Raw genomic sequence first — 24,030 nt, forward strand, 5'->3', positions numbered from 1 at the left:
TCAGCCTTCCGCCGTGACCTTCGTGACCTTTGCGCCCGCCTCGGGACCCGTACGGTCTCCCGCCGTGATGTCCGTGACGTCGGCGGGCTCCGCGGGCTCCGGGTCCGCCGGGGCCGTGCGCTCCGGTAGGAGGCTAAGGACCGCCTGGCGGTGCGCCTCGCTCGTCGCCTCGTCGTACGGGTCCGGGGTCGCCGGAACCTGGAGGCGGTGCACCGGGGCCGTGCCGAGCCGGGCGTAGCCGCGTCCGGCGGGCACGGTCGGGGTGGGTGTGGTGGACGGACGCGTCCCGAGCACCGCTTCGAGCTGCGCGGCGGAAGCCGGGCCGAGCAGCACACGCGCGCGCGTGTGCTGACGTACTGGCTCGATGAGGCACTCCATGCCGTCGAACTGCTCGGCCACCACCACCGCCACACCGGCCGCACGTCCGTGCCGCAACGGCACCTGGAGAAGGGACTGTGGATCCCGGCGCCCTTCCGTCGCCGCCAGCTGCCCGAGCACAGTCGGGCGATCCAGGAGGAGCCAGAGCGGACGCCGGGTGTCCTCCGGCGGGGGCTGGCCCGCCTGACGGGCCCGGTTCAACGCGATGAGACGCCGCTCTGTCTCGTGCGCCGCCCACTCCAGAGCGGCCAGGGCACCGGTCAGTTCGCACTCGACGGCCAGTACGCCGACGCGGCCCACGAGGCACGCGTACTCGCCCGCGCCGCCGCCCTCGACGATCAGCGCATCACCATGCCGGAGGGCCTGCAGAGCGATCGACCTCAGGAGGGTGGTCGTACCGCTCCCGGGACCGCCGACCGCGAGAAGATGCGGCTCGGTCGAGCGCACACCGGTCCGCCAGACGACCGGCGGAACGTCACGCCTGCCGGCACCGGAGATGACAGGAAGCGTCCGCTGGACGCCCGCCGGGTCGGTGAAACCGAGCACCGTCTCGCCCGGAGCCGTGACGAAGTGCTGAGCGCCGATGTCGACGGGAAGCGGCGGCAGGGCCGTGACGGCGAGCTGGTTGCCCTCCTCGTCCCATTCGAAGCGGTACTCCCGGCCACGCCCCGACTTCGTATGCAGCAACTGCTCGATACGCGCGCGGGAGGCCGCCTCGCCGTCCGTGAAGTACGCCGGGTAGCGGATCGTCAGCTGCGAAACGCGGCCGGTGCCGTCGAACGCGTACGAGACGAAGGCCTTAGACCAGTCCCCGCCGTGGGTGAACAGGGGAGCGGGGTCCTCGGGGACCGAGAAGTACGGGACGAGCGCCTCGTAGAGCGACTCCAGGCGCTTGGTCTGCGTCTCGTCGGGGCCCGCCGGCCGGGACCCGGTGCGGTCCCGGCCGTGCCAGGCGGCAGCCGCCATGATGGTGATCGTGGCGAGCAGCGGCCCGAACGGCAGGAAGGCGACGACCAGCACGATCGCGGCCAGCAGGAACAGCAGCGGCCCGCGCCGGTCCTTTGGGGTGCCGGACCATCTGTGCCGCCCCGCCGTCGCCAGCCGACGCAGTCCTCGGGTGATCGTGATCAGCGGGTGGAGAACGTCGGTGGCACTCTCGGCGGCCGATCGGGCCAGCTCTCGGCCGCGAACGATCCGGTCGCTGCCGTTGCTGAGAATGCGAGGGAGAGGGCGCCGGGCCACTGCTGTCTCCTGACGATGCGCGCGGAGGGAGGGGCGGTCAGAACTTGATGCCGCCGAGGATGCTGGCCAGGCTCTCGCCGCCCGCCTTGATGCTCGGGGCGACGGCCGTGCTCGCCAGATAGAACCCGAAGAGCGCGCACACCAGCATGTGCGAGACCTTGAGGCCGTCCTTGCGGAAGAAGAGGAACACGATGACGCCGAGCAAGACGACACCTGAGATGGACAGGATCATGATGGTTCTCCTGGTCGATTGGGACGTCGATAGGGACAGTCACCATGAGTACTTCCAGGGTCACAGCATGTATCCGTAGGACAAAAGGCGCAACTAGGTGAATTTCCCCTTCGTTTCGCCCTGATGGTCCTGGACCAGCGGACACCCGGTCATCAGAGGTCGGCCGGAGGCTTCGCGGTGATCTTCGCCTCGGCCGGGACCGGTCATGTGGCCGGTCAAGCCAGTACGCTGGCGAATCACTCGTACGGACGCACCGCTCATGGCCGTACGAGACCCGAAGTCCCCGAGTTTGCGCAGCGAGAGGTGGTCCGGCGATGAGTGAAGCCCCCGACCCCGAGGTCGTGGAGCTGGCGACCAGGATCTTCGATCTTGCGCGCCGGGGGGAGACCGAGGCGCTCGTCGCGTATGTCGACGCGGGCGTCCCGGCCAACCTCACCAACGACCGCGGCGACTCCCTTGTGATGCTCGCCGCCTACCACGGCCACGCGGAAGCGGTACGTGCCCTCCTGGAGCGCGGCGCCGAGGCCGACCGCATCAACGACCGGGGTCAGACGCCGCTCGCCGGAGCGGTCTTCAAGGGCGAGGACGCGGTGGTCCGGGTCCTTCTGGACGCCGGCGCCGACCCTTCCGCGGGCACGCCGTCCGCCGTGGACACGGCACGGATGTTCGGCAAGGCCGAGCTGCTCGGCCTGTTCGGAGTGAACTGAAGCACCATCCTGACCAGGCGCAACAACGATTTTGGGGGAGGCGGTACCCAGCCGCCGGAAATGCGGTCGCGGTAGCGAGAACCGCTGGGTCATCATGACGTCGTGATTCACGGACGCGATGGCTGGGCAGGTGTTGCCGCACCGCGCGGGCCGTGATGCGGCCCTTACGGGCACCGACGAGAGGCAGAGGAAGATGGTCTACAGCAAGCAAGAAACGACGGGCGTCCCGACGTGTTGTCACGCGACCAGGTAAAGCACGATCCCCGGTTGCGCCGACGCTTGATGTGAGGCTGTTTCCCATGTTCGATCCGGTCATAGCGCCCAGCGGTACGCTGCTCGGCCTGCTCCAGAGGGGCCGCGGCGACGGCACGCTGCACGCGCTCACCGCACCGCGCCCCGAGGCGCTCGCCGCGCTCAACACGTGTGTGCTGCACGACCCCCGCCACGACTGGCAGGTGGAGAACCGCTCCCTGTACTACGCCCGTCTCTATCTCGACCTGAACGGCGAGCTGGACGAGATCGAGGCCCACCTCTTCGACGCCGAGGACATCCTCGACACGGACGAGTCACGCACGGGCCTTGCGCTCGCCGTGCTCGGACATCTCGCCTCGTACGGCAGGCGGGACGCGCTCGAACTGCTGCGGCGGTACGCCGCCCACGGCAGCAACTGGGCCTGGGCCCTGGACGAACTGGCGCTCCGCGACGACGACGCCGGACTGCGCGCCCTCGCGGCGCCCGTCCTCGCCAGATTCCCGGCAGACCCCGAAGGCGAGGCCGAACTCGCCGCCGCCGTGCGCGACGCCTTCGAACCCCGGCCCTGGCGATTGTGGGCCGAGGACCCCCGCGCATCCATCGCCACACGCGTGCGTGCCGCCCAAGAAGCAGGCTCCTTCGACCGCTGGCAGCGGCAGATGCGACCCTCCGGGCCCCGACCCGGCTGGAGCGTGCGGGCCGTCTTCGAATGGGCCCAGCAGGGCGTCGAACGCGGAGCCGCGCTCCATGTCCCCGCCGCCCGCTGCCTCACCGCCGTCGCAGGACCCGAGGACCGCGCGGAGATCATCGACGCGGCCCGGCACGGCGACGACGGCGCGCGCTGCACGGCCCTGCGCTATCTCGCCGACAGTCACGATCCCGACGTACTGGACCTGATCGAGGCCGCCCAGGCGGCTGGCTCGCGACTCGTCGTGGACGCAGCCGTGGACGCCTTCGAGCGAATGCGCAGCGTCGCGGCCGTGGAGCGGGCGCGACGGTGGGCGCACCGGCCCGACGCGCTCGGACAGGCCGCGGGACGCGTGCTCGCCTGCCGAGGCGGCGCACAGGACAGCGAACTGGTGCTGGGCGCCCTGCGCGAGGCCGTACGAGGGGACGGGCCGGACGCGTCGACCTTGTACACCCTCGTCGACGGCACCGGACGGCTCGGTATCGCCTGTGCCGCCCCCGTGCTGCGCCACGTCTACCGGGAGACGGCCTCATCGCATCTGCGCGGGCGGACGGCTCGCGCGCTGGCCGCCACCGATCCGTCCTTTCCCGCCGGCTTCGCCGTCGAATGCCTCTGGGACTGCGAGGAGACGACCCGGGAAGTGGCCGCCCGGCACGCCGAGACCGGTGACGCCCGGGTGGTCGACCAGCTCCGTCGGCTCGCCGCCGATCCGGCCGAGGAGGCCGAGGTGCAGACGGCGGTCCGCAGCAGAATCGGCCCGGACGCGACTGCCGTGTGAAGGCTGGAACGTCCACGTCTGGAGAGTCCACGTGTGAGATCGCGCACCTCCGCGGCGCGGTGCGGGATGCGACCGTCGTGTGAGCGTGTTGTCGCCCGCCCGTAGCCCGTTGGTACGAGGCTGGATGCCGGGGCGTGACCGGGGCGTGATCCGGGGGCGCACGCAGCGCAACGCTCATGGGACGTTCCCATTCCGGAAAGATCCACGTTGACGCGGCCACGTCCAGCACGACGACAACACGGGTATGCGTGTCGTCATCGTGACCGAGTCCTTTCCCCCCGACGTGAACGGCGTAGCCCACTGCGCGCTCCAGACCGCCCGACACCTCGTCGACCGCGGTCACGCTCCCCTCGTCGTCGCCCCGGCCACCGCCGCCGGCAACGGGCCCGACGCCCTCGCGCCGTGCCCCGTCGTCCGAATCCCCTCCCTACCGCTCCCCGGCTACCCCCAGGTCCGCGTCGCCCTCCCCAGCCGCCGTGTCGCCGCCGCCATCACCGAACACCGCGCCGACCTCGTCCACCTGGCCAGCCCCTTCGTCCTCGGCGTCCGCGGAATGGCGGCCGCCACCCGGCTCGGCATCCCCGCCGTGGCCGTCTACCAGACCGACCTCGCGGGCTACGCCCGTACCTATGTGCACGCGGGCGAGGCCACCGCCTGGCGGCGCATCCGCTCCGTCCACGCCGCCGCCGACCGGACCCTCGCCCCCTCCAGCGCGGCCCAGCGCGACCTGGAGGCGCACGGTGTGCCCCGGGTACGACTGTGGCCGCGCGGCGTGGACACCGTCCGGTTCCGCCCGGAACACCGGGACGACGCACTCCGTCGTGAACTCGCGCCGAACGGCGAGCTGATCGTCGGCTACGTCGGCCGGCTCGCCCCCGAGAAGCAGGTCGAACTCCTCGCCGGGGTCTGCGGCCTGGACGGCGTACGCGTCGTGGTCGTGGGCGACGGCCCGAGCCAGCCGAGTCTGACGGGGGCACTTCCCGGTGCCGTCTTCCTGGGCCGTCGCACCGGTGACGAACTCGCCCGGATCTTCGCCTCGTTGGACGTCTTCGCACACACCGGACCCTTCGAGACCTTCTGCCAGACCGTGCAGGAGGCGATGGCCAGCGGTGTTCCCGTGGTCGCCCCCGCCGCGGGCGGACCGCTCGACCTGGTGGCCCACGGGCGCACCGGGCTGCTCGTCCCGCCGCGCGACGAGGGCGCCGTACGCGACGCCGTGGCGGCGCTCGCCGCCGATCCCGCGCTGCGGGCCGCGTACGGCGCCGAGGCGCGCCGTACCGTCGAGGGCCGCACCTGGGCGGCCGTCGGCGACCAGCTCATCGGGCACTACGCCGACGTGCTCACCGGCCGGACGGCGGTGGCGGCATGAGCGAGTCGCTGAGGATCGTCCGGCTCGCCAACTTCGTCGCCCCCGCCTCGGGCGGCCTGCGGACCGCGCTGCGGGAGCTGGGCGCCGGCTACCGGGAGGCCGGGCACGAGCCGGTGCTGATCGTGCCCGGAGAGCGCGCCACCGACCGCGAGACCGAGCAGGGCCGGGTGATCACCCTGCCAGGGCCGCTGCTGCCCGGGACCGGCGGCTACCGCGTTCTCACCGACAAGAAGCGCGTGTCCGCACTCCTGGAGGAGCTCGCGCCCGACCGGCTCGAGGTCTCCGACCGTACGACGCTGCGCTGGACCGGCGTCTGGGCGCGGCGCGCCCGGGTGCCCGCCGTGATGGTCTCCCACGAGACCGCCGACGGCGTACTGCGCACCTGGGGCCTGTCCGAAGGCATCGCCCGGCGGGCCTCCGACGCCCTCAACCTCCGTACCGCGCACCACTATGCACGCGTGGTGTGCACCACGGAGTTCGCGGAGCGCGAGTTCGTCCGCATCGGCGCCCGCAATGTCGTACGCGCCCCGCTGGGCGTCGACCTGGAGGGCCGGCACCCCTCGCTGCGGGACCCGGGGCTGCGCGCCCGGCACGCGCGCGTGGACGAGACCTTGCTGGTGATGTGCTCCCGGCTGTCCGTCGAGAAGCGGCCCGGCACCGCGCTGGACGCCCTGGAGGCGCTACTGCGCCGTGGGGAGCGCGCGGTGCTCGTCGTCGCCGGAGACGGGCCGCTGCGGGCCCGGCTCGAACAGCGGGCGCGCGAGCGGCGGTTGCCGGTCACCTTCCTGGGGCATGTGGGCGACCGCGCGCTCCTGGGCGGCCTTCAGGCCTCCGCCGACGTATGCCTGGCCCCCGGGCCCGCCGAAACGTTCGGGCTCGCGGCCCTGGAGGCGATGGCCTGCGGCACGCCCGTCGTCGCCAGCGCCTCCTCCGCACTCCCGGAGGTCATCGGCTCCGCCGGAGCCACCGCCGCCGACAACGGAGAGTCGTTCGCGGACAAGGTGCGGCTGCTGCTGGACCGTCCCGAGGGCGAGCGCCGGGAGGCGGCACGCGCGCGTGCCGCCTGTTTCAGCTGGTCGGCCGCTGTAGAGGCGTTCCTCACGGCGCACGACGCGGCCGTACGCGTCGACCGGGCCTCGTCCCAGGCGGGCACCTCCTCCGCGCGAAGGGCCCGGGAGGGCGTGGCATGAGACCCCTGCGGTTCGTGGCGTTGGGGGACTCCCTGACCGAAGGAGTGGGCGATCCCGTCGGCGAAGGGTGGCGCGGCTGGGCCGCACTGCTCGCCGACGGGATCGCCCCCGCCGACGCGCCCGCACAGTTCGTCAACTTCGCGGTCAGCGGCGCCCAGACGCGCGACGTCCTGGAGCGCCAGACCCCTGCCGCGCTGGCCGTACGGCCGGACGTCGCCTCGGTCGTCATCGGCGTCAACGACACCCTGAGGTGCACCTTCGACATCCACGCGGTGGCCGCGCGGCTCGACGAGGTGTACGCGGCGTTCACCCGGCAGGGGGCGATGCTGCTCACCGCCTGCCTGCCCGACCCCGGCGCGATGCTGGGGCTGCCCGGGGCGCTGGCCCGGCCGCTCGCACGCCGTCAGCGGGCCGTGAACACGGTGGTGCACGCGCTCTCCGAGCGGTACGGCGCCGTCCATCTCCACGCCGCGGAAGGGGCGTGGCTCGAGGAGCGCGCCATGTGGAGTGCGGACCGGCTGCATCCGGGGGAGCGGGGGCACCGGCAACTCGCCGTACGCTTCCACGCGTTGCTCGCGGAGGCGGGCATCGCGACGGGGTACGCACCTTCTGAGAAGCCCGAATTCCCCGCACCCACCCGCTCGGCGAGCCTGTGGTGGATGGCCACCGCGGGCACGGGCTGGGTGGCCCGCCGCTGCACCGACCTCCTGCCCCAACTCCTCACCCTCGCCGCCGACGAGATCAGCCACCGCGCCCGCGGCACCAGCGCCCGGCTCGACCTGAGCGCGTCTCATGCGGTGGCGTCGGCGCTGGCGGCGCTGTCGGTGACGACGGAACAGCCCGACGTGGCGTAACGCTCCGTGGGCTGGGCTGGGCGGTTCGTAGGAGCGGTCCGTCGTGGCTGGTCGGGCGCAGGCGACGGAGTCGCGCAATGTCACAATCCCGCGACCCTGAAGGGCGCGGCGCGGCGCCGGACTTCGATTCCTCGCGTCAGGCCACGCGGTACTGCTCGTCGCGGGCGTCGGTGATGAACATCTGGCCCGGTGCGTGGGTGATCGCGAACGGCGGGCGCGAGGCCATCACCGCGGCCTGCGGCGTCACCCCGCAGGCCCAGAACACCGGGATGTCGTCGGGACCGGCGTCCACGGGATCGCCGAAGTCGGGGCGCCCCAGGTCCCCGATGCCGAGCCCGCCCGGTTCGCCGCAGTGGACCGGGCTGCCGTGCACCGCGGGCAGCAGACTGCTCTCCCGGATCGCCGCGGCCAGATGTGCGGGCGGCACCGGGCGCATCGACACCACCATGGGGCCGTGCAGCCGCCCCGCGGGACGGCACGGACGGCTCGTCACGTACATGGAGACGTTGCGCCCCTGCTCGATGTGGCGCAGCGGCACGCCGGCCTCGGTCAGCGCCCACTCGAAGGTGAAGCTGCACCCGATGAGGAACGACACCAGGTCGCCGCGCCAGTGGTCCAGCACGTCCGTGGGCTCCTCCACCAACTCGCCGTGCTCCCACACCCGGTAGCGCGGCAGATCGGTGCGCAGATCCGCGCCCGGGGCGAGGACGGTGGTCCAGGAGCCGGCGTCGGTGACGTCGAGGACAGGGCAGGGTTTCGGGTTGCGCTGGCAGAACAGCAGCATCTCGTATGCCCAGTCGGCGGGCACCGAGATCAGGTTCGCCTGGGTGTGGCCCGCCGCGCAGCCCGCGGTGGGGCCCGACAGGCCCGTACGGAAGAGGGCGCGCGCTTCGCGGGGACTCCACGCGTGCGCGTGCTCGTCGAGCGCATCCTGGTGCCGGAGTTGAGTGCGGTTCACAGGATCTCCTTCGTGCTTCAGTGCTGATGAGCCGTGCCGTGCGGAAGCGCTGGGGTGCTGAACCGGCGTGCGAAAGCCGTCGGTGCCGGGGCGAGCGGGCGGCGCCTATTCCAGCAAGGTAAGGGATCGTTGAACAATCCCTCAATACCTGTGTTGTTTCGTTCTTGTGTCTGCGGTTGAATCCGGGGATGGCCGAATTGAACGGACTGGCGGACGATCGCGCACTGTTGGGACGCACCAGCACCGCGGAGCGGGTATCGGACATCCTCAGGAACCGGATCGCCGAGGGCTTCTTCCCGCCCGGCACCCGGCTGTCCGAGGAAAGCATCGGCGGCGCCCTCGGCGTCTCGCGCAACACCCTGCGCGAAGCATTCCGGCTGCTCACGCATGAACGCCTGCTGATGCACGAGCTCAACCGCGGTGTCTTCGTACGGGTCCCGACCGTCGAGGACGTCGAGGACATCTACCGCACCCGGGGCCTCGTCGAATGCGCCGTCGTCCGAGGTCTCGGCAAACCGCCGTACGCCGTGGACGGTCTCGCCCGGGCTGTCGCGGACGGGCAGGAGGCGATGAGTGAGAAGGACTGGAAGGCCCTGGGTACGGCCAACATCCGCTTCCACCGGGAGCTGGTGGCGCTCGCCGGAAGCGCCCGCACCGACGAGCTGATGAGCGGGGTCCTGGCCGAACTCCGGCTCGCCTTCCACTTGGTGGACGACCCACGACGGCTGCACGAGCCGTACCTCGCCCGCAACGGCCAGATCCTCACGGCCCTCCAGAACGGCGACCGGGACGAGGCCGAGCAACTGCTCGCGGCCTACCTGGCCGATTCGCGCAGGCGGGTCGTGGAGGTCTACGGGCAACGGGTGGCGGAGAAGGAACTCGGGTGACGCGGGCGCCCCTCTTGGGCGGGAAACTCGGGTGACGCAGGCGCCCTTCTTGGGCGTTTGGGGCGTTGTCAGACCCAGGACCTAGTCTTTGCCTCGTGACTTCGCCTGCCTCGACGGACCGTGTTCCGCCCCAGCTCAGCGCGGGGCCGCGCCCCGCACCGGGCCCGGCCGCCGACGAGGGGCTGGCGCGGCGCCTGCGCGCGCTCGCCTGCACCGCCCCCCTGCACGACCTCGACGTGCGCAAGGCGAACCTCGCGGGTGAGTACTCCGTGTACGGCATGGCGGAGGTCGCCCTCGCGGCCATCGACCTCGTCACGCTGAACATGGACTTCGACACGGGCGCCGACCACGACCAGATCGTCGCCAGGCTCATCCCGCGCATCGCCGCGCAGGCCCCGCGCCGCCCCGTCGCCGAGCACGAGCGGGTGGCCCACTGGGTCCTGGAGAACCTGATCAACGTCGGCAGCGTCGACCGCGGCTTCCGGGCCGTGTACGGCACGTTCACGCCCGACGGCTCCTATGTGCGCCGCGACTACGACTTCAAGCTGATCGAGGAGGTGCCCGGCTACGGAGGGAGCGTGTATCTCCGTACGACGGACGAGGCGGTCAACGTCCTCGTGGGCGCCCTCGACACAGACGTCACCAGCGCTCAGATCGCCGCCGAGGTCAAGCTGGAGGTGCTGATCAGCCGCGGCAGGCTCGCCGACGCACAACTGGCCGCCGAACAGGCCCGCTACCGGACCGTGCAGTACTCCGAGACACTCCGCAAGGCCCTGGACGCGACGCGGCGCAACGTCCGCGCGGTGGACTGGCTGCAGGCCGTGCCCGACATGATCGCCGAGGCGCTGGACCACGTGGCCGACCGCTATCGCCACGAGAACGCGATCCTCACCAACATCCGCAAGGCCCGCGACGAGTCCGAGGACCCCGACCACAAGCGCCGCGCAGCCGAACTCGTCGACATCGTCAAGGACTGCATCCGCCGCCATACACAGCTGCAGTCCCGCCTCCTGGCGGCCGGCCCGCTGTTCCGCGCCGAGCAGGACCGACAGGCCTTCGCCGCGCCCATGGCGACGTCGGGGATCGACCTGTACGGGCACCTTGTGGCGCCGGTGCTGCCCCTGCCCGTGGAGCAGGCGCTGCGCGTGACGGACGCGTTCTTCGCACGCGGGACGGGACTGCGCACTCCGGTGTCCGTACGGGTCGGGGATCTGGTCGACATACTGCTGACGCCCCCCATGGAGCGGGAGCATCTCGGGGCGGAGATGCCGGAGCCGGATCTGATCGCTACGCCGGACGACAGCCGGTTCAGCGAGGAGCAGCTGGCTGCCGCCATGGAGTTGCTGGACTTGCCGGCGGATGCGCCGCGGCGGTTGTCCGGGCTGCTGGATGAAGCCCGGCGTCAGGATCCTGAACTGCCCTACCTCGTCGCGCTGTTGGCCGTGCACGCGGCCAGTCCGCCGGTGGGGACCGCCTATCGGCAGGGGGAGGAGAAGTTGTTGTTCTCGGTGGATGACGGGACGGAATTGGACGACTCGGAGTTCGGTGGGGCGGATTTGATCGTGGGGACGGCGACGCTCCGCTTGGACGGCCGATGAAGCGCGGGTTGTCGTTTGACTGCGGGCCGTCGGCGGCTTGTCGCGCCCATGCGGCGGAGCCGCATATGTCACGCGCCCCTTACCGGGGCGCTCTCGCCGCCGTACCTCTGAACAAGGAGCCGAAGCCGTGACCGAGCACGTCGAGTGGAGTGAGCCGGAGGCCGTCGCCGCCCCGGCGTCCGCCGCCGTCACTCCAGCCGACGCCGCCGACGCGGCCCGGCTCGTAGCCTTTGGGCTGCAGCCCAAGCTGCAGCCCGCCCGCGACCAGGAGTACGCCGAACTGCTGCGGCGCTATCGCGAGGTCCCGGCGTTCGCCCGGCTCGCCGACGCCGTTGCCGCGGGGCTCGGGCTGGTCGTGCTGGAGGTGTCCCCGCGCGCGGGAATGGCGGTGACCGCGGCCGAGGACTCGGTGTTCGCCGTGCGCATGGGGGACTACGCGCGACGGGCCTCGGCGGACGCCGGGGACAGATTCCTGCACGGGCTCGCACATCTCGCGGTGGCCGCGATGGCGTTTCCGCGGCCCGAGGACCTCGCCGACGACGGCTACATCGGGCGGGTTTCGGTCAACGGAGTGGACGCGTTCGTACGGCAGGCCTGCCGGCGCCTGGAGGAGCGGGCCGAGGAGCAGGGCGAGAACACCGACCCGGCCACCGACGCGCCCGGCCTCGAGGCGGCCTGGCGGATCTGGGCCAGACGCAGCGCGACCGGGGCGACCAAGGACGCACGCCGCCTCGCCGGTTCGACCACCGGCATAGTGGGCAAGGCCGTGGCGTTCCTCACCGACTCCGGGTTTCTGCAGCGCACCGGGGATGACGGCGGAGGGACGTACCGTACGACCGCCCGTTACCAGCTCCAGGTGCGCGACATGGCGGGCAGCGCCGCCATGGCCGAGCTGCTCGAGCTGGGCATCGTGCCGGTCACCGACGGCACCGCGACCCTGCTGCCCGCCGAGGACACCGACGACCTGGAGCTGGCGGCCGACGCGGGGCTGCCGTTCCACTCCAGTCCTTGACGCCGCCTCCTGACCTCGACGACCCCTGACCTCGACCACCTCCGACTTCGACCACCTCCGACTTCGACCACGCCCGACCCCGACCGAGCCCAACCCCCTTCCGACGACGTCCGATTACGAGAGTCCGCCGCCATGTACGAGCTGTCCCGGGTCCGCCTCTACTCCATCGGGCCGGCCGGTGCGCGCTACGCCGACACCGTGCTGGACCTGCGGGGTGTCGGCGAGCCCGTGCCCGACCCCGCGCCCACCCAGGCGGAGTTCTTCGAGGAGGAGCCGGCCGGGCCGCCGCGCCGTCCCGCGCCCGCGGGCGTGCTCTTCCTGGAGAACGGCGGCGGCAAGTCCGTACTGCTCAAGCTGATCTTCTCGGTGATGCTGCCGGGGCACCGGAACACGCTGGGCGGGGCCAGTTCGGGTGTGCTGCGGAAGTTCCTGCTCGCCGACGACTGCGGGCATGTGGCGCTGGAGTGGCAGCACACGCTGACCGGTGAGTGCGTCGTGGTCGGCAAGGTGAGCGAGTGGCGCGGGCGCCAAGTCTCCAACGATCCAAGGAAGTTCGCGGAGGCGTGGTACTCGTTCCGGCCCGGCCCCGGGCTGAGCCTGGACAATCTGCCGGTCGCCGAGGCCACCGCCGTACGGCCGCACGTGGAGGGTGTGTCCGGGGCGCAGGGGCGGCGCCGCACGATGAAGGGTTTCCGGGACGCGATCACGGAGGCGGGGAAGGCGTATCCGCATCTGGAGGTGCACTGGGAGGAGATCCACGACCGCTGGAACGAGCACCTCGGGGATCTCGGCCTGGATCCCGAACTCTTCCGCTACCAGCGGGAGATGAACTCCGACGAAGGTGAGGCGGCCGGGCTTTTCGCGGTCAAGAAGGACTCCGACTTCACCGATTTGCTGCTGCGCGCGGTCACCGACACCCGGGACACCGACGGGCTCGCGGACCTGGTCAGCGGGTTCGGCAACAAGCTGGGCCGGCGGGCCGAGTTGATTGCCGAGCGGGAGTTCACGGCGGGGTCCGTGGACCTGCTCGGGCGGATCGTGGAGGCGTCCGGGACACGTTCGCGCGCGCGGGACATCCACGCGGCCGCTGAGCGGCGTACGCGCACGCTGGCCCGGCGGCTGACCGCGCGCGCCGTACAGGAGCGGGCCCGGGCTGCCGATCTCGCCCAGCGGGTCACCGACGCCGCGCACACGGTGACCGAGGCCGAGGGCGCCCGCTCCAAGAGCGCGCTGATCGCGGCCGAACTCGCCTACCGGCACGCATCCTTGGCACTCGCGGGCGCCGAGAAGGCGGCGGCGGCGCAGAAGCGCGAGCTCGCCGACGCGCGCACGCTGCACTCCGCCTGGCAGGCAGCCGAGGCGGTGCTGCGCCACCGGGCCGCGGCGGACCGCTCCGCGCGCGTGGCGGCCGCGATCCGCGAGGCCGAGCGGGATGCCGCGCCGGCGCTCGCCGCGCGCGCCAAGGCCGCCGTCGACCTGGTCCGCGCGCTGCACACCGCGGCCGAAGGGGCAGAGGCGGTCGCGGTCGAGCAGGAGGAGCGCTCCGCCGCGCTCCAGGAGACCGGCGAGGCCGCCCACCGCGACGCGACGGCCGCCGCCACGGAGGCGCAGCGCGCCCGCAGCGAGGCCGGTCACCTGCGGGAGCGGCTCGGCGAGGTCGAGCAGGAAACCGCCGAGGCGGTACGCGCCGGATGGCTCGACGACACCGCCCCCGACGCCGACCCCGCGCGCGCGGCCCTGGAGGCCAGCGACGCCGAGAAGTCCGCCGTCGCCGCCTGGGACACCGCACGCGAGGCATCCCGCCGCGCCTCGGAACACGCCCGCGAGGCCGCGGCGACCGAGTCCCGCGCCGAACTCACGGCTGCCCGCGCGGCGGATGCCGCGACGGCCGCCGAGCGCGCGTACGACGCGGAGCGGCGAACCGCCGAATCCCTGGCGAGCGAGGAACGGCTGGCCGAACTGCTGAGCCTCCCAGGAGCGGGTGCCTCCGGTCCGGGCCGCGCCGCGGTGCCGATGCCCCGAGCGGGCGCGGACGGCTCTGCAGATCCCTTGCCGGGTGTGGCTTCCGCACCGGGCTCGGCCGATGGCGCGGGTGTGCCCGGTGCCGGCCGGGATGCGGCGGCCGCCCAGGGCCGCGGTACCGCCGCCCGACCCATGGCCGAAGGTCCCCTCACCGCCGAGGAGTTGGACCGTTACGCCGACGAACTGCGGGAGCTGCTCGACGACGGGGTGGCCTCCGCCGAGCGGCAGCTCTTCGAGCTGCGCACCGCGGCGGCCGACGATGCGCGGATTCTCGGCGCCCTCGGTGACGGCGGGCTGCTGCCACCGGGACCGGACGTCCTGGCCACCGTGGAGTACCTGGGCGAGCGCGGCATCCCCGCGCTCCCCGGCTGGCGCTATCTCGCCCAGGCCGTCGATCCCGTCGACCACGCGCGCGTGCTGATCGCCCGGCCCGAGCTGGTCGACGGCGTCATCATCACGGACCCGGAAACCCACGCCCGCGCCCGCGAAGCCCTCACCGATGCCGCACTGCTGCCCCGGTCCGCCGTGGCCGTCGGCACGGCCGCCGCGCTGCTCGCCCCGACACCGGCCCACGACGCGGGCGACGGCGGGCGCAGCGACGTATTCCTCGTACCGCCGAACCCGGCCATGCACGACGAACACGCCGCCGACGAGGAACGGCAGACGCTGCGCACGCGCGCGACCGAACGGGACGAGGAGATCCGGGAGCTGGCGGCCCGGCTGGCCAAGGACCGCGAGCTGGCAGCGCGCCTAGCCTCCTGGCGCACCGGATGCCCGGCGGGCCGGCTCGCCGAACTCGCCGCGGCGGCCGGCGAGGCGCGCGCGTTCGCCGAAGAAACCGACGCCGAACTCGCCGAGGCGCGCACCGTACGGGCCGAGGCCGACGAGGCCGCATCGGACGCCGCCCGGGTACGGGACGAGCGCCAGGACGCCGCGCAGAGGGCCCGGCGTGCCGCCGACGCCCTCGCCGGACTGGCCTTCCGGCTGCGTGAACGGGCCGGCTGGCAGGCCAGACTGCGCGAACTCGCCGACGAGGCAACCGAGTCGGAGGCCCGCGCCCAGTCCTGCCTGGAGCGGGCCCGCGCCGCCGACGAGGACCGGCGCGCCGCCCAGCGTGCCGCCGACGACGCCCGCCGCACGGCCCGCACCCTGCGCGCCGAGCGCGCGGAGATCGCAGGCGTCCCCGACGACGTACCTGAAGAGGGAGCGGCGGAGGGCGGCCCCAAGCCCTCGCTCCCCGCCCTCCGCGAGGCCTACCGCGCCGCGTCGCAGCTCTACGAGAAGGTCGGCGTCGGCGCCGATCTGCGTGCCGAGCAGGCGCGGGCCGAGAGCGACGAGAGCGCCGCGCTCGCCGAGCTGGACCGGCTCAGCAACAAGGTGCGTACACGCGCGGCCCAGCTTCTGGAGTCCCCGGACGGTTCCGACGGGCCGTCCCGGCAGGCCGCCGTCTCCCGCGCCGAGGAGCTTGTTCAGCTGCTGGAGACCCGTATGTCGACCGCGAGCGAGCAGCTGGGCCGGCTCCGCGGTGAGGCCGAGCGGCACGCTCCCGAGGACGGCGAGGCTCACACCGAGCTGCCCGAGGAGCTGGTCCCACGCGACGCCGAGCACGCGCAGAGCCTGCTGCGTACCGCCACGGCCGAACTCGCCTCCCGAACCGAGGCGTTGAGCCAGGCACGCGAGGCCCATTCCGAACTCCTCGGCGCCCACCGAGCCGCGGAGGACGCGGTCGGCGGCTTCGACGAGACAGCCGCTCTCCTACGGGACCTCCTGCGCGAGCACCCGACGGAAGAGGAGCAGGAGGAGCCCGAGCCGTACCCGGGCACCCTTGACGAGGCCCGGCAGTCCGCCGCCGAGACCCGCCGCTCCCTGCGGGGCTGTGCCGCGGACCTCTCCGCCGCAGAGGCAGCTGTACGCGAAGCGAGCGATGTCCTCGTACGGCATGCCAACTCGACACGCTACGAGCAGGTCCGCACCCCGGCTCGGCAGCAGATCCGCGAGCTGCCCGCCGCCGCGCTGCCCGAGCACGCCCAGAAGTGGGCGGACGCCTTCGCGCCCCGACTCCGGGTCCTGACCGACGAGTTGGCGCAGCTGGAGCGGAACCGGGACTCGATCGTGGACCGGCTGCGGGGGCTCGTGGAGTCCGCGCTGGCCACGCTCCGGTCCGCCCAGCGGCTGTCCCGTCTTCCTGAAGGGCTCGGCGAGTGGTCGGGGCAGGAGTTCCTGCGCATCCGTTTCGAGGAGCCGGACCAGGCCACGCTCACCGAGCGGCTCGGCGAGGTCATCGACGAGGCGACCCGCGCGGCCGTCAAGAAGAACTCCGACCTCCGCCGCGACGGCATGTCGCTGCTACTTCGCGGCGTCGGCGCGGCACTCCAGCCGAAGGGCGTCGCCGTCGAGATCCTCAAGCCGGACGCCGTACTGCGCGCCGAGCGTGTCCCCGTCGGGCAGATGGGCGATGTGTTCTCCGGCGGTCAGCTGCTCACCGCCGCCATCGCTCTGTACTGCACGATGGCCGCCCTCCGCTCGAACGACCGGGGCCGCGACAAGCACCGTCACGCGGGCACGCTGTTCCTCGACAACCCCATCGGCCGCGCCAACGCGACGTACCTGCTGGAACTCCAACGGGCCGTCTCGGACGCGCTGGGTGTCCAACTCCTCTACACCACCGGCCTGTTCGACACGACCGCGCTGGCGGAGTTCCCCCTGGTGATCCGGCTGCGGAACGACGCAGACCTCCGCGCCGGCCTCAAGTACATCAGCGTCGAGGAACACCTCCGGCCGGGGCTGCCGCAGCAGCCACCGGCCGGAGAGGGGGAGTCGGTACACAGCGAGATCACGGCGACGCGCATGTTCAAGCGCCCGGCACCGACAAGCACCGCGTAGGGGCGCGGTCGGTCCCGCCTACTCGGACGCCGGCGCCGCGGCGGGCTGCCCGGGCGCTGTCTGCTGCAACTGGTGCTCGGCGAGCACGCCGGTGCGGTGCCGCTGCACGAACCAGTAGTAGGCGAAGCCGCCCGCGGCGACGATGCCGACGAACAGGACGGCGCCCCAGCGCAGATACCAGTGGTAGGGGGCGGTCGCGTTGTAGACCTCCGGGCGGGGCCAGATCAGGTTGACCGTCATGGCCGTGCCCCACATCACGGCGAGAATGTTGACGAGCAGTCCCCAGCGGCCGAGCGAGAACTTGCCGTCGCCCGCGGGCTGCCACTTGCCGCGCAGCCTGGCCACCAGCATCGGTCCTGTGACCATCAGGTACGCGAGGTAGATCATGATGATGCCGATGCTGGTCACCACGGTGAAGATCTGCGGCTGCCGGATGTTGACCACCAGGATCGCCAGCGCGAGGATCCCGATGATGACGGCCGGGAGCACCGGTGTCTGGAACCGCGGATGGACCTTGGCCAGCAGGGACGCGGCGGGCAGGTTGTTGTCGCGGGCCATCGCGAAGGCCAGCCGGATCGCCGCCGTGTGTACGGCCAGGGCGCAGACGGTGACCGCGATCAGCACGCACCACAGCATCGCCTTGCCGGCTGTCGAGCCGAGCACATCGAGGACGACGTACTGCAGGCCGTCCGTGGACAACTTCTCGCCCCGCAGGCTGGAAACGCTCATCAGCGCGAAGAGCAGGATGAGCCCGCCGAGGACGAACGAGGCGACGATGGCGCGGATGATCGCACGCGGCGCGTTGCGCGAGGGGTCGAGCGACTCCTCGCCGAGCGAAGCGGCCGTGTCGAAGCCGTACATCACATACGCGGACGCCAGCGAGGCCACGAGGAACGCACCGAGGTAGCCGAACGACTGGCCCGATCCGGTGCCCTGAGTCTCGGTCACCACCTGCGGACCGCGCGTGATGTTGACGGCCAGCAGCACGATCAGGACGACGGTGGCGAGGAGCTCGATGAACACGCCCGCCGTGTTGATGGTGGCCATCAGCTTCACGCCGAAGGCGTTGACCAGCGTCGTGAACAGGATGAGCACCGCGGCAAGGATCACCGCGTTCGTCGCCACGTCGTATGTGCCCGTGCCGTCGCCCACGAACTGGAAGAACGAGGAGATCTGAGGAAGCGTCAACTGATAGGCGAGCGCCACGGCCGCGATCGACACGATCGAGGCGAGCAGCATCATCCAGCCCGCCAGCCAGCCGATATGTGGATTACCCACCTTCTTCGACCAGTTGTAGACGGAACCGGCCACGGGATAACGGGCGGCCAGCTCGGCGAAGCACAGGGCGACCATGAACTGGCCCACGAACACCATCGGCCAGGACCACCAGTAGGCGGGACCGCCGCTCGCGAAACCGAAGTAGAAGAGCTGGAAGGTGCCGGTGAGGATCGATATGTAACTGATACCTGCGGCGAAGGTGTGGAAGTTCCCGAGCGTGCGCTTGAGTTCGGGTTTGTACCCGAACTCGGCAAGCTCGGAATCGTCGTGGTTGTGCTGCTCGGGTGGCTGAGCGGTGGCTGTCATGCGCGGACTCCTGGGGAGTGGGGGAGCTGTCCCGGAGGGGAGGGGAGCGCGGCTCGTGGGGGGACGTGGCCGTACGCGGTCGGTGTCGTACCTGATCGTTGTCCTCTGGCTCTGGGACTTGTTGGTGATGTACGTGGCCAGAATCATACGGACGTACGAGCTCCGGATCTTACGCGTGGCTACCCGAACCAACCCTGTGCGCTGGGATTCGTCGTCCGTCAGATGCGCTTCGCCTCGCGCTACTCGGCGAGACCGGCCGGGCCGAGTGCCCGCCCCACGCCGGACTGCTTGATGCCGCCCAACTCCGCCTGCGGGACGTACGGGTGGTGGTCGCTGACCCAGACCGTGCCCTGGCGCAGCGCGACTTCTGGTCCGACCGAAGTGCACCGCCGTTGCGCGGCTGTGACCGCCCGCGGCCCTTCATGCGGGCCAAGCGCGAAGTGGCGCGTGGGGCAAGCATGGTGGAGGCGGCCGTCACCTCACCGATGGGCGTGGCCCGGAGTTCCGGACCAGCTCATCGGGAGCACATCAGGAGTGCGACAACTGCCCCGCGCCACCCCGCCGGCGTATCCGCTCCTTGGCGCGCTCGGATGCCCGCTCCTGGCGCCGTGCCTTGCGCCGCTCGCGTCGCAGGGCGCGCGCCGTGCTGCTCGGTGTCGACACCACGCCGTTCCGCTGGAGCCACACCTGCCGGGTCACCCACACGTCCAGCGCGCCCCACGTGGCGACCACCGTGCTCGCCACACTGCTCAGGACCATAGGGAACGCCAGCCAGGAACCGGCTAGCGTGCACAGGAAGGCCACCATCGCCTGGACCAAGGTGACGGCGATGATGATGACGGCTCGCACGGCGGACGTACGCACCGGATCGGGCAGTCGTGGTTTGCGTGCGGGCTCCTCGACCCACAACTGCCGGTAGTACGTCCGCTCTTCCGCCTCCTGCTCCCGCTGTGCCGGAATGTCGCGATCCGGCGCCTCTGCCTGGGCGTCCCGCTCCGCCACCGCCACCGCCCCGCCGCTCAGCTCGGGTGCCTCGCGCCGCTCTGCCGTGCCCATCAACTTGTCACTCCCCACCGCCCAGCAGCCCCTCGCTTCGTGTCACGAGCCATCAACGTCACACGGCTGCCCGGCTTACGCCGTTTTATGCCACCTGGGTGCGGCATGCGGCGCCTGAGCCGATTCCGTCCCCAACTCCCATACAGAAAGACGATCGACGTACCCCGAAGATTCCCAACCGGCGAAAAATTTCAGCCAACTGACCAAGCCTATTGGGAGGTTGGCGTCCGGCGTTCTGTGCCGGATTCGGGGAGGCAATCTCCCCCAATGAACGGACAACTGCGGATGTCTTGTTCCTGTCGCATCGATGAAACGGAAGGACTCCGTCCGGACGGGTCTTCGAGTTCCCCGTGTGTCGGTAGTAGGCTCGCGCCGTTTGTTGACGCACATGTGTACCCCCGTCCGGAGGGGGTCGAGCTGGGGGAGGCCATGCGCTTTCGCGGGAAGTCCATCCGCCGGAAGATCGTGGCGCTGCTCATCGTGCCGCTGGTGTCCCTGACCGCGATCTGGGGCTTCGCTACGTTCCTCACCGGGCGCGAGGCAGGTGAGCTGTTCGACGCTTCGTCCGTCGTGGAGAAGGTCACCTATCCCACCGAGGACACCGTCAGCGTCCTGCAGCAGGAACGCCGTCAGACCCTCGTCTATCTCGCTGACCCTCGTGCCTCCGACGGTCTCGCCGCACTCCGCCGCAGCCGGGCGGCCACCGACGACGCCATCGCCGAGATCCGCAGAAACGCCAAGAACTCCGACGTGCAGGACGCGATGGGAGAGGACACCGGCGGGCGGCTGACGGCGATGCTGGATTCCCTGGAGGGCGTCGAGTCACTGCGCCGCAGCGTCGAACAGGGCACCGTCACCCGATCCCAGGCCCTGCAGCGCTACAACAGCCTCGTCGAGCCCTGCTTCGACGTGCTCTCAAACGTTCATGTGGTCGACGACGTGGACATGGACAAGCAGGCCCGCGCCCTCGTCAACGTCGCCCTCGCGCGCGAACTGCTCTCCCGAGAGGACGCCCTGCTCGGCTCGGCGCTGGTCGTCGGCAGGCTCTCCGCCGAGGAGGTCCGCAACATCTCCGACCTCGTGGCACAGCGCGAGCTGTTGTACGACACCAACCTGCCGCAGCTCCCCTCCGAGGACCGCGAACGCTACGAGCTGTTCTGGAAGAACGCCGCGCCCGCCCCACTGCGGGCGGCCGAACAAGCCGTCATCTCCTCCGAGGCTGGCAAGCCCCGTGGCGTCACCGCGAAGAGCTGGGACACCGAAGCCGGCAACGTCCTCGACGAGTTGGGCACGCTCAACGACGAGGCGAGCGACCGCTACCAGGACCGTGTCCAGCCGATCGCCGTCGACGTCATCGTCAGGGCGGCCGTCGCCGGCGTCCTCGGCCTGATCGCCCTCCTGGTCTCGCTCTTCCTTTCCGTACGCATCGGCCGCGGCCTCATCCGCGACCTGCGCGGGCTGCGACTGGAGGCCCACGAGGCGTCCGGGGTGCGCCTGCCCAGCGTGATGCGCCGGCTGTCCGCGGGCGAACAGGTCGACGTGGAGACCGAGGTGCCGCGCCTGGAGTACGACAAGAACGAGATCGGCGAGGTCGGCCAGGCCCTCAACACCCTCCAGCGCGCCGCGGTCGAGGCCGCCGTCAAGCAGGCCGAACTGCGTGACGGCGTCTCCGAAGTCTTTGTGAACCTCGCCCGCCGCAGCCAGGTCCTGCTGCACAAGCAGCTCACCCTGCTCGACAGCATGGAGCGCAGGACCGAGGACACCGACGAACTCGCCGATCTCTTCCGCCTCGACCATCTGACCACCCGCATGCGCCGTCACGCCGAAGGCCTGGTGATCCTCTCCGGCGCTGCCCCCTCCCGGCAGTGGCGCAAGCCCATCCAGCTGATGGACATCGTCCGCGCCGCCGTCGCCGAGGTCGAGGACTACGAACGTATCGAGGTACGCCGGCTGCCACGCATGGCCGTCACCGGTCCCGCGGTCGCCGACCTCACCCACCTCGTGGCCGAACTCCTGGAGAACGCCACGGTGTTCTCGCCCCCGCACACCGCGGTCCAGGTGCTCGGCGAACGCGTCGCCAATGGCTTCACGCTGGAGATCCACGACCGCGGTCTGGGTATGGCGCCGGAAGCGCTCCTCGACGCCAACCTGCGGCTCGCCGAGACCCCGGAGTTCGAGCTGTCGGACACCGACCGACTCGGACTCTTCGTCGTCAGCCGCCTCGCCCAGCGGCAGAACGTACGCGTCTCCCTGCAGCCGTCCCCGTACGGCGGGACCACCGCCGTGGTGTTCATCCCCGACGCGTTGCTCACGGAGGATGTGCCCGACACCAACGGCGTGGGCTTCCGGCTCGACCGGGCGCTCCAGCCGAAGGAGGGCGACGACAACCGCAAGGCCGCGCTCTCCCAGGTACCGGTCCAGCTTCCGGGCCTGCCGGCCTCCATTCTGGACGGGCCCATCGAGCTGGAGTCTCCCGTCGATCTGGACGCCATCGACGACTTCCCGGCCGGTCTCGATGACGAGGACAGCGAGCGCGGGGGCATCTTCCGCCCGCGCCGCTCCATCGCCGGCGTGCCCGTGGAGCAGCACCAGCAGGCGCGCGAGACCCCTGGGGAGTCGGCTCGCCCGGGCGATGGCGACCACCCAGGCGAGCCCGTGCCGCTCCCGCGCCGCCGGGCCCCGAAACTCGTCAGCTCCCACGGCCGCCCCGTCACCCAGACGAAGCCGCGGCGCGTGGAGCCGTTGGAACGCGCTGACGCCGAGGAATCGACGCAAGGGGCGGAATCGGCCGAGGGGACGTCCGCACGGCCGGGCGCGCCGGCGGAGCTGCCCAAGCGCACGCGAACCACCAATGCCGATCGGCTGCCGTCACGTCGGGAAGCGGCGGATCCGCTCCCCCGCCGTCGGCGCGAGCCCGATTCCGAGGCCGCGCCAGACGCCGATACAGCGCCGGCGGGCGGTGGGGCCGGGCCCAGCGGGACACCGGACCGCGACGCCGCACTCGGCAGAACCTCGGACCGTGACACCGGGCCCTCGGGCAGCACCCGGCCAGTCGGCCGAGGCCTGGAATCGGGAGGCCGCCGCCTTGAGCCTGGTGATGCGCCCACACGCGGAGCCGAACGCACCGAAGCCTCGGCCCGAGGCGGTGAGCCCGGCGAAGCCCCGCCCCTCCCCAAGCGGGAGTCGCGTCGCAGCAGCGCGACGGGCGGCAGCCGCACCGGCGCCCCGCCCTCAGGCGGCGACACCGGCCCACTGCCCCGACGCGTACGGCAGGCCAATCTGGCCCCGCAGCTGAAGGACGGACCCGACCGGCGTGCCGAGCGCGACGCGTCCCGCACCGGGAGCGGCACGGAAGGCACCGAGCGCGACGCCGACCAGGTACGCAACCGCATGGCCTCGCTCCAGCGCGGCTGGCAGCGCGGCCGTGGGGAGAACGCCGCGGGCGACGGGGCCCAGGGCGGCACAGCACAAGGAACGACTAAGGGGGACGGTCGATGACCGCACCGAAGGACGCCGGCCACATCAGGACCAACAAGGTGTCCGGCGAACTCAACTGGCTCCTCGACGACCTCGTGGACCGCGTCGCCAGCATCCGCAAGGCACTGGTGCTCTCCAGCGACGGTCTGCCCACCGGCGTCTCCAAGGACCTGACCAGGGAGGACAGCGAGCATCTCGCCGCCGTGGCCTCCGGATTCCACAGCCTCGCCAAGGGCGTCGGCCGCCACTTCGAGGCGGGCAGTGTCCGGCAGACGATCGTCGAGCTCGACGACGCGTTCCTGTTCGTCACCGCCGCCGGCGACGGTAGCTGTCTCGCCGTCCTCTCGGACGCCGATTCGGATGTCGGGCAGGTCGCGTACGAGATGACGTTGCTGGTCAAGAGGGTCGGCGCACATCTGGCACAGGCTCCGCGCACCGATCTGCCCGCAGGCGGGTAGTGGGATGGCATGAGCGGAGACGGTCAGGGGATGTCCCACTGGTTCGACGACGAGGCCGGACCGGTGGTCCGTCCGTATGCCATGACACGCGGCCGCACCACCAGCGCGGCCCAGCACCGCCTCGACCTGATCGCGGTCGTCGTGACGGAACCGCATGCCGACGAGGCGGGGGCCCAGACGCTGTCCCCGGAGCACGAGGACATCGTCGGACTCTGTCGCGACACCCCGCAGTCGGTCGCTGAACTCGCCGCCGAACTCGACCTCCCCATCGGAGTGGTACGTGTCCTCATAGGAGATCTCGTGGCTGACGAAATGGTCCATGTGACGCGTCCGGTACCCCCCGCCGAGCTGCCGGACGAGAGTATTCTGCGCGACGTGATCAGCGGGCTCCGGGCGCTCTGAGCA

The 24,030-nt window shown here is 71.6% G+C and carries 17 protein-coding genes and 1 pseudogene; 12 read left to right on the forward strand and 6 right to left on the reverse strand.

Annotation, left to right across the window (positions count from 1 at the left end):
* Positions 1–1,620: a hypothetical protein gene (locus tag ACQEVY_RS39230; protein WP_432954525.1), complete on the reverse strand. Its 1,620-nt coding sequence runs from the start codon at positions 1,618–1,620 to the stop codon at positions 1–3.
* Positions 1,621–1,657: 37 nt separating this feature from the next.
* Positions 1,658–1,852, reverse strand: a complete 195-nt coding sequence (locus ACQEVY_RS39235; RefSeq protein ID WP_328772979.1) for a hypothetical protein — start codon at positions 1,850–1,852, stop codon at positions 1,658–1,660.
* 314 nt (positions 1,853–2,166) lie between these two features.
* On the opposite strand from ACQEVY_RS39235, the gene ACQEVY_RS39240 reads away from it, so the two are divergent.
* The 5 genes from ACQEVY_RS39240 (at position 2,167) to ACQEVY_RS39260 (ending at position 7,690) form a co-directional block, all read left to right on the forward strand.
* On the forward strand, positions 2,167–2,559 hold the full coding sequence (locus tag ACQEVY_RS39240) for an ankyrin repeat domain-containing protein (protein WP_432954527.1): 393 nt from the start codon (positions 2,167–2,169) through the stop codon (positions 2,557–2,559).
* 299 nt (positions 2,560–2,858) lie between these two features.
* On the forward strand, positions 2,859–4,277 hold the full coding sequence (locus ACQEVY_RS39245; RefSeq protein ID WP_432954528.1) for a HEAT repeat domain-containing protein: 1,419 nt from the start codon (positions 2,859–2,861) through the stop codon (positions 4,275–4,277).
* 244 nt (positions 4,278–4,521) lie between these two features.
* A complete protein-coding gene (locus ACQEVY_RS39250; protein ID WP_432954530.1) occupies positions 4,522–5,646 on the forward strand; it encodes a glycosyltransferase family 4 protein in 1,125 nt (374 codons plus the stop codon).
* On the forward strand, positions 5,643–6,836 hold the full coding sequence (locus ACQEVY_RS39255) for a glycosyltransferase (protein ID WP_432954532.1): 1,194 nt from the start codon (positions 5,643–5,645) through the stop codon (positions 6,834–6,836). The genes ACQEVY_RS39250 and ACQEVY_RS39255 overlap by 4 nt, the downstream gene beginning before the upstream one ends.
* Entirely contained in the window at positions 6,833–7,690 is an 858-nt protein-coding gene (locus tag ACQEVY_RS39260; RefSeq protein WP_432954534.1) for an SGNH/GDSL hydrolase family protein, read from the forward strand. The genes ACQEVY_RS39255 and ACQEVY_RS39260 overlap by 4 nt, the downstream gene beginning before the upstream one ends.
* A 136-nt stretch (positions 7,691–7,826) precedes the next feature.
* Here ACQEVY_RS39260 and ACQEVY_RS39265 read toward each other — a convergent pair whose 3' ends face one another.
* Positions 7,827–8,648 carry a putative hydro-lyase gene (locus tag ACQEVY_RS39265; protein WP_432954535.1) on the reverse strand — a complete coding sequence of 274 codons (822 nt, stop codon included), beginning with the start codon at positions 8,646–8,648 and terminating at the stop codon, positions 7,827–7,829.
* A gap of 188 nt (positions 8,649–8,836) precedes the next feature.
* Here ACQEVY_RS39265 and ACQEVY_RS39270 point away from each other — a divergent pair, with 188 nt between their 5' ends.
* From ACQEVY_RS39270 to ACQEVY_RS39285, 4 genes are all read left to right on the forward strand, one after another.
* Positions 8,837–9,535 (forward strand): GntR family transcriptional regulator, encoded by a 699-nt coding sequence (locus tag ACQEVY_RS39270; protein ID WP_432954536.1) that lies wholly within the window; start codon positions 8,837–8,839, stop codon positions 9,533–9,535.
* Positions 9,536–9,630: 95 nt separating this feature from the next.
* The gene (locus tag ACQEVY_RS39275) at positions 9,631–11,133 is read left to right on the forward strand and encodes a hypothetical protein (protein ID WP_432954538.1); all 1,503 of its coding nucleotides are present in this window, start codon (positions 9,631–9,633) and stop codon (positions 11,131–11,133) included.
* 127 nt (positions 11,134–11,260) lie between these two features.
* On the forward strand, positions 11,261–12,145 hold the full coding sequence (locus ACQEVY_RS39280; protein ID WP_432954539.1) for a hypothetical protein: 885 nt from the start codon (positions 11,261–11,263) through the stop codon (positions 12,143–12,145).
* A 132-nt stretch (positions 12,146–12,277) separates the two neighbouring features.
* Positions 12,278–17,050, forward strand: coding sequence for a hypothetical protein (locus tag ACQEVY_RS39285; RefSeq protein ID WP_432954540.1), 4,773 nt, complete (start codon positions 12,278–12,280; stop codon positions 17,048–17,050).
* An 18-nt stretch (positions 17,051–17,068) separates the two neighbouring features.
* Here the strand turns inward: ACQEVY_RS39285 and ACQEVY_RS39290 are convergent, their stop codons facing one another.
* The 3 genes and pseudogenes from ACQEVY_RS39290 to ACQEVY_RS39300 form a co-directional block, all read right to left on the reverse strand.
* Entirely contained in the window at positions 17,069–18,634 is a 1,566-nt protein-coding gene (locus ACQEVY_RS39290) for an APC family permease (protein WP_432954542.1), read from the reverse strand.
* A gap of 239 nt (positions 18,635–18,873) precedes the next feature.
* A pseudogene (locus ACQEVY_RS39295) lies at positions 18,874–19,014 on the reverse strand (aldehyde dehydrogenase family protein); the annotation flags it as partial.
* A 148-nt stretch (positions 19,015–19,162) separates the two neighbouring features.
* Entirely contained in the window at positions 19,163–19,690 is a 528-nt protein-coding gene (locus tag ACQEVY_RS39300) for a hypothetical protein (protein ID WP_432954544.1), read from the reverse strand.
* Positions 19,691–20,119: 429 nt separating this feature from the next.
* Here ACQEVY_RS39300 and ACQEVY_RS39305 point away from each other — a divergent pair, with 429 nt between their 5' ends.
* The 3 genes from ACQEVY_RS39305 to ACQEVY_RS39315 are packed head-to-tail and all read left to right on the forward strand — an operon-like array spanning position 20,120 to position 24,027.
* A complete protein-coding gene (locus ACQEVY_RS39305; RefSeq protein ID WP_432954546.1) occupies positions 20,120–23,188 on the forward strand; it encodes a nitrate- and nitrite sensing domain-containing protein in 3,069 nt (1,022 codons plus the stop codon).
* Positions 23,185–23,625, forward strand: coding sequence for a roadblock/LC7 domain-containing protein (locus ACQEVY_RS39310; protein WP_165341412.1), 441 nt, complete (start codon positions 23,185–23,187; stop codon positions 23,623–23,625). Before ACQEVY_RS39305 ends, ACQEVY_RS39310 begins: the two co-directional genes overlap by 4 nt.
* Positions 23,626–23,634: 9 nt before the next feature.
* Positions 23,635–24,027: a DUF742 domain-containing protein gene (locus tag ACQEVY_RS39315; protein ID WP_328772993.1), complete on the forward strand. Its 393-nt coding sequence runs from the start codon at positions 23,635–23,637 to the stop codon at positions 24,025–24,027.
* The last annotated feature ends 3 nt before the right edge of the window (positions 24,028–24,030 follow it).

Source organism: Streptomyces sp. CA-288835 (assembly GCF_050936385.1).
GTDB lineage: Bacteria > Actinomycetota > Actinomycetes > Streptomycetales > Streptomycetaceae > Streptomyces.

Coding starts and splice junctions, on each gene's coding strand:
- ACQEVY_RS39235 (WP_328772979.1), bottom strand. CDS start 1,852: ATGATCCTGTCCATCTCAGGTGTCGTCTTGCTCGGCGTCATCGTGTTC.
- ACQEVY_RS39240 (WP_432954527.1), top strand. CDS start 2,167: ATGAGTGAAGCCCCCGACCCCGAGGTCGTGGAGCTGGCGACCAGGATC.
- ACQEVY_RS39245 (WP_432954528.1), top strand. CDS start 2,859: ATGTTCGATCCGGTCATAGCGCCCAGCGGTACGCTGCTCGGCCTGCTC.
- ACQEVY_RS39250 (WP_432954530.1), top strand. CDS start 4,522: ATGCGTGTCGTCATCGTGACCGAGTCCTTTCCCCCCGACGTGAACGGC.
- ACQEVY_RS39255 (WP_432954532.1), top strand. CDS start 5,643: ATGAGCGAGTCGCTGAGGATCGTCCGGCTCGCCAACTTCGTCGCCCCC.
- ACQEVY_RS39260 (WP_432954534.1), top strand. CDS start 6,833: ATGAGACCCCTGCGGTTCGTGGCGTTGGGGGACTCCCTGACCGAAGGA.
- ACQEVY_RS39270 (WP_432954536.1), top strand. CDS start 8,837: ATGGCCGAATTGAACGGACTGGCGGACGATCGCGCACTGTTGGGACGC.
- ACQEVY_RS39285 (WP_432954540.1), top strand. CDS start 12,278: ATGTACGAGCTGTCCCGGGTCCGCCTCTACTCCATCGGGCCGGCCGGT.
- ACQEVY_RS39290 (WP_432954542.1), bottom strand. CDS start 18,634: ATGACAGCCACCGCTCAGCCACCCGAGCAGCACAACCACGACGATTCC.
- ACQEVY_RS39300 (WP_432954544.1), bottom strand. CDS start 19,690: ATGGGCACGGCAGAGCGGCGCGAGGCACCCGAGCTGAGCGGCGGGGCG.
- ACQEVY_RS39305 (WP_432954546.1), top strand. CDS start 20,120: ATGCGCTTTCGCGGGAAGTCCATCCGCCGGAAGATCGTGGCGCTGCTC.
- ACQEVY_RS39310 (WP_165341412.1), top strand. CDS start 23,185: ATGACCGCACCGAAGGACGCCGGCCACATCAGGACCAACAAGGTGTCC.
- ACQEVY_RS39315 (WP_328772993.1), top strand. CDS start 23,635: ATGAGCGGAGACGGTCAGGGGATGTCCCACTGGTTCGACGACGAGGCC.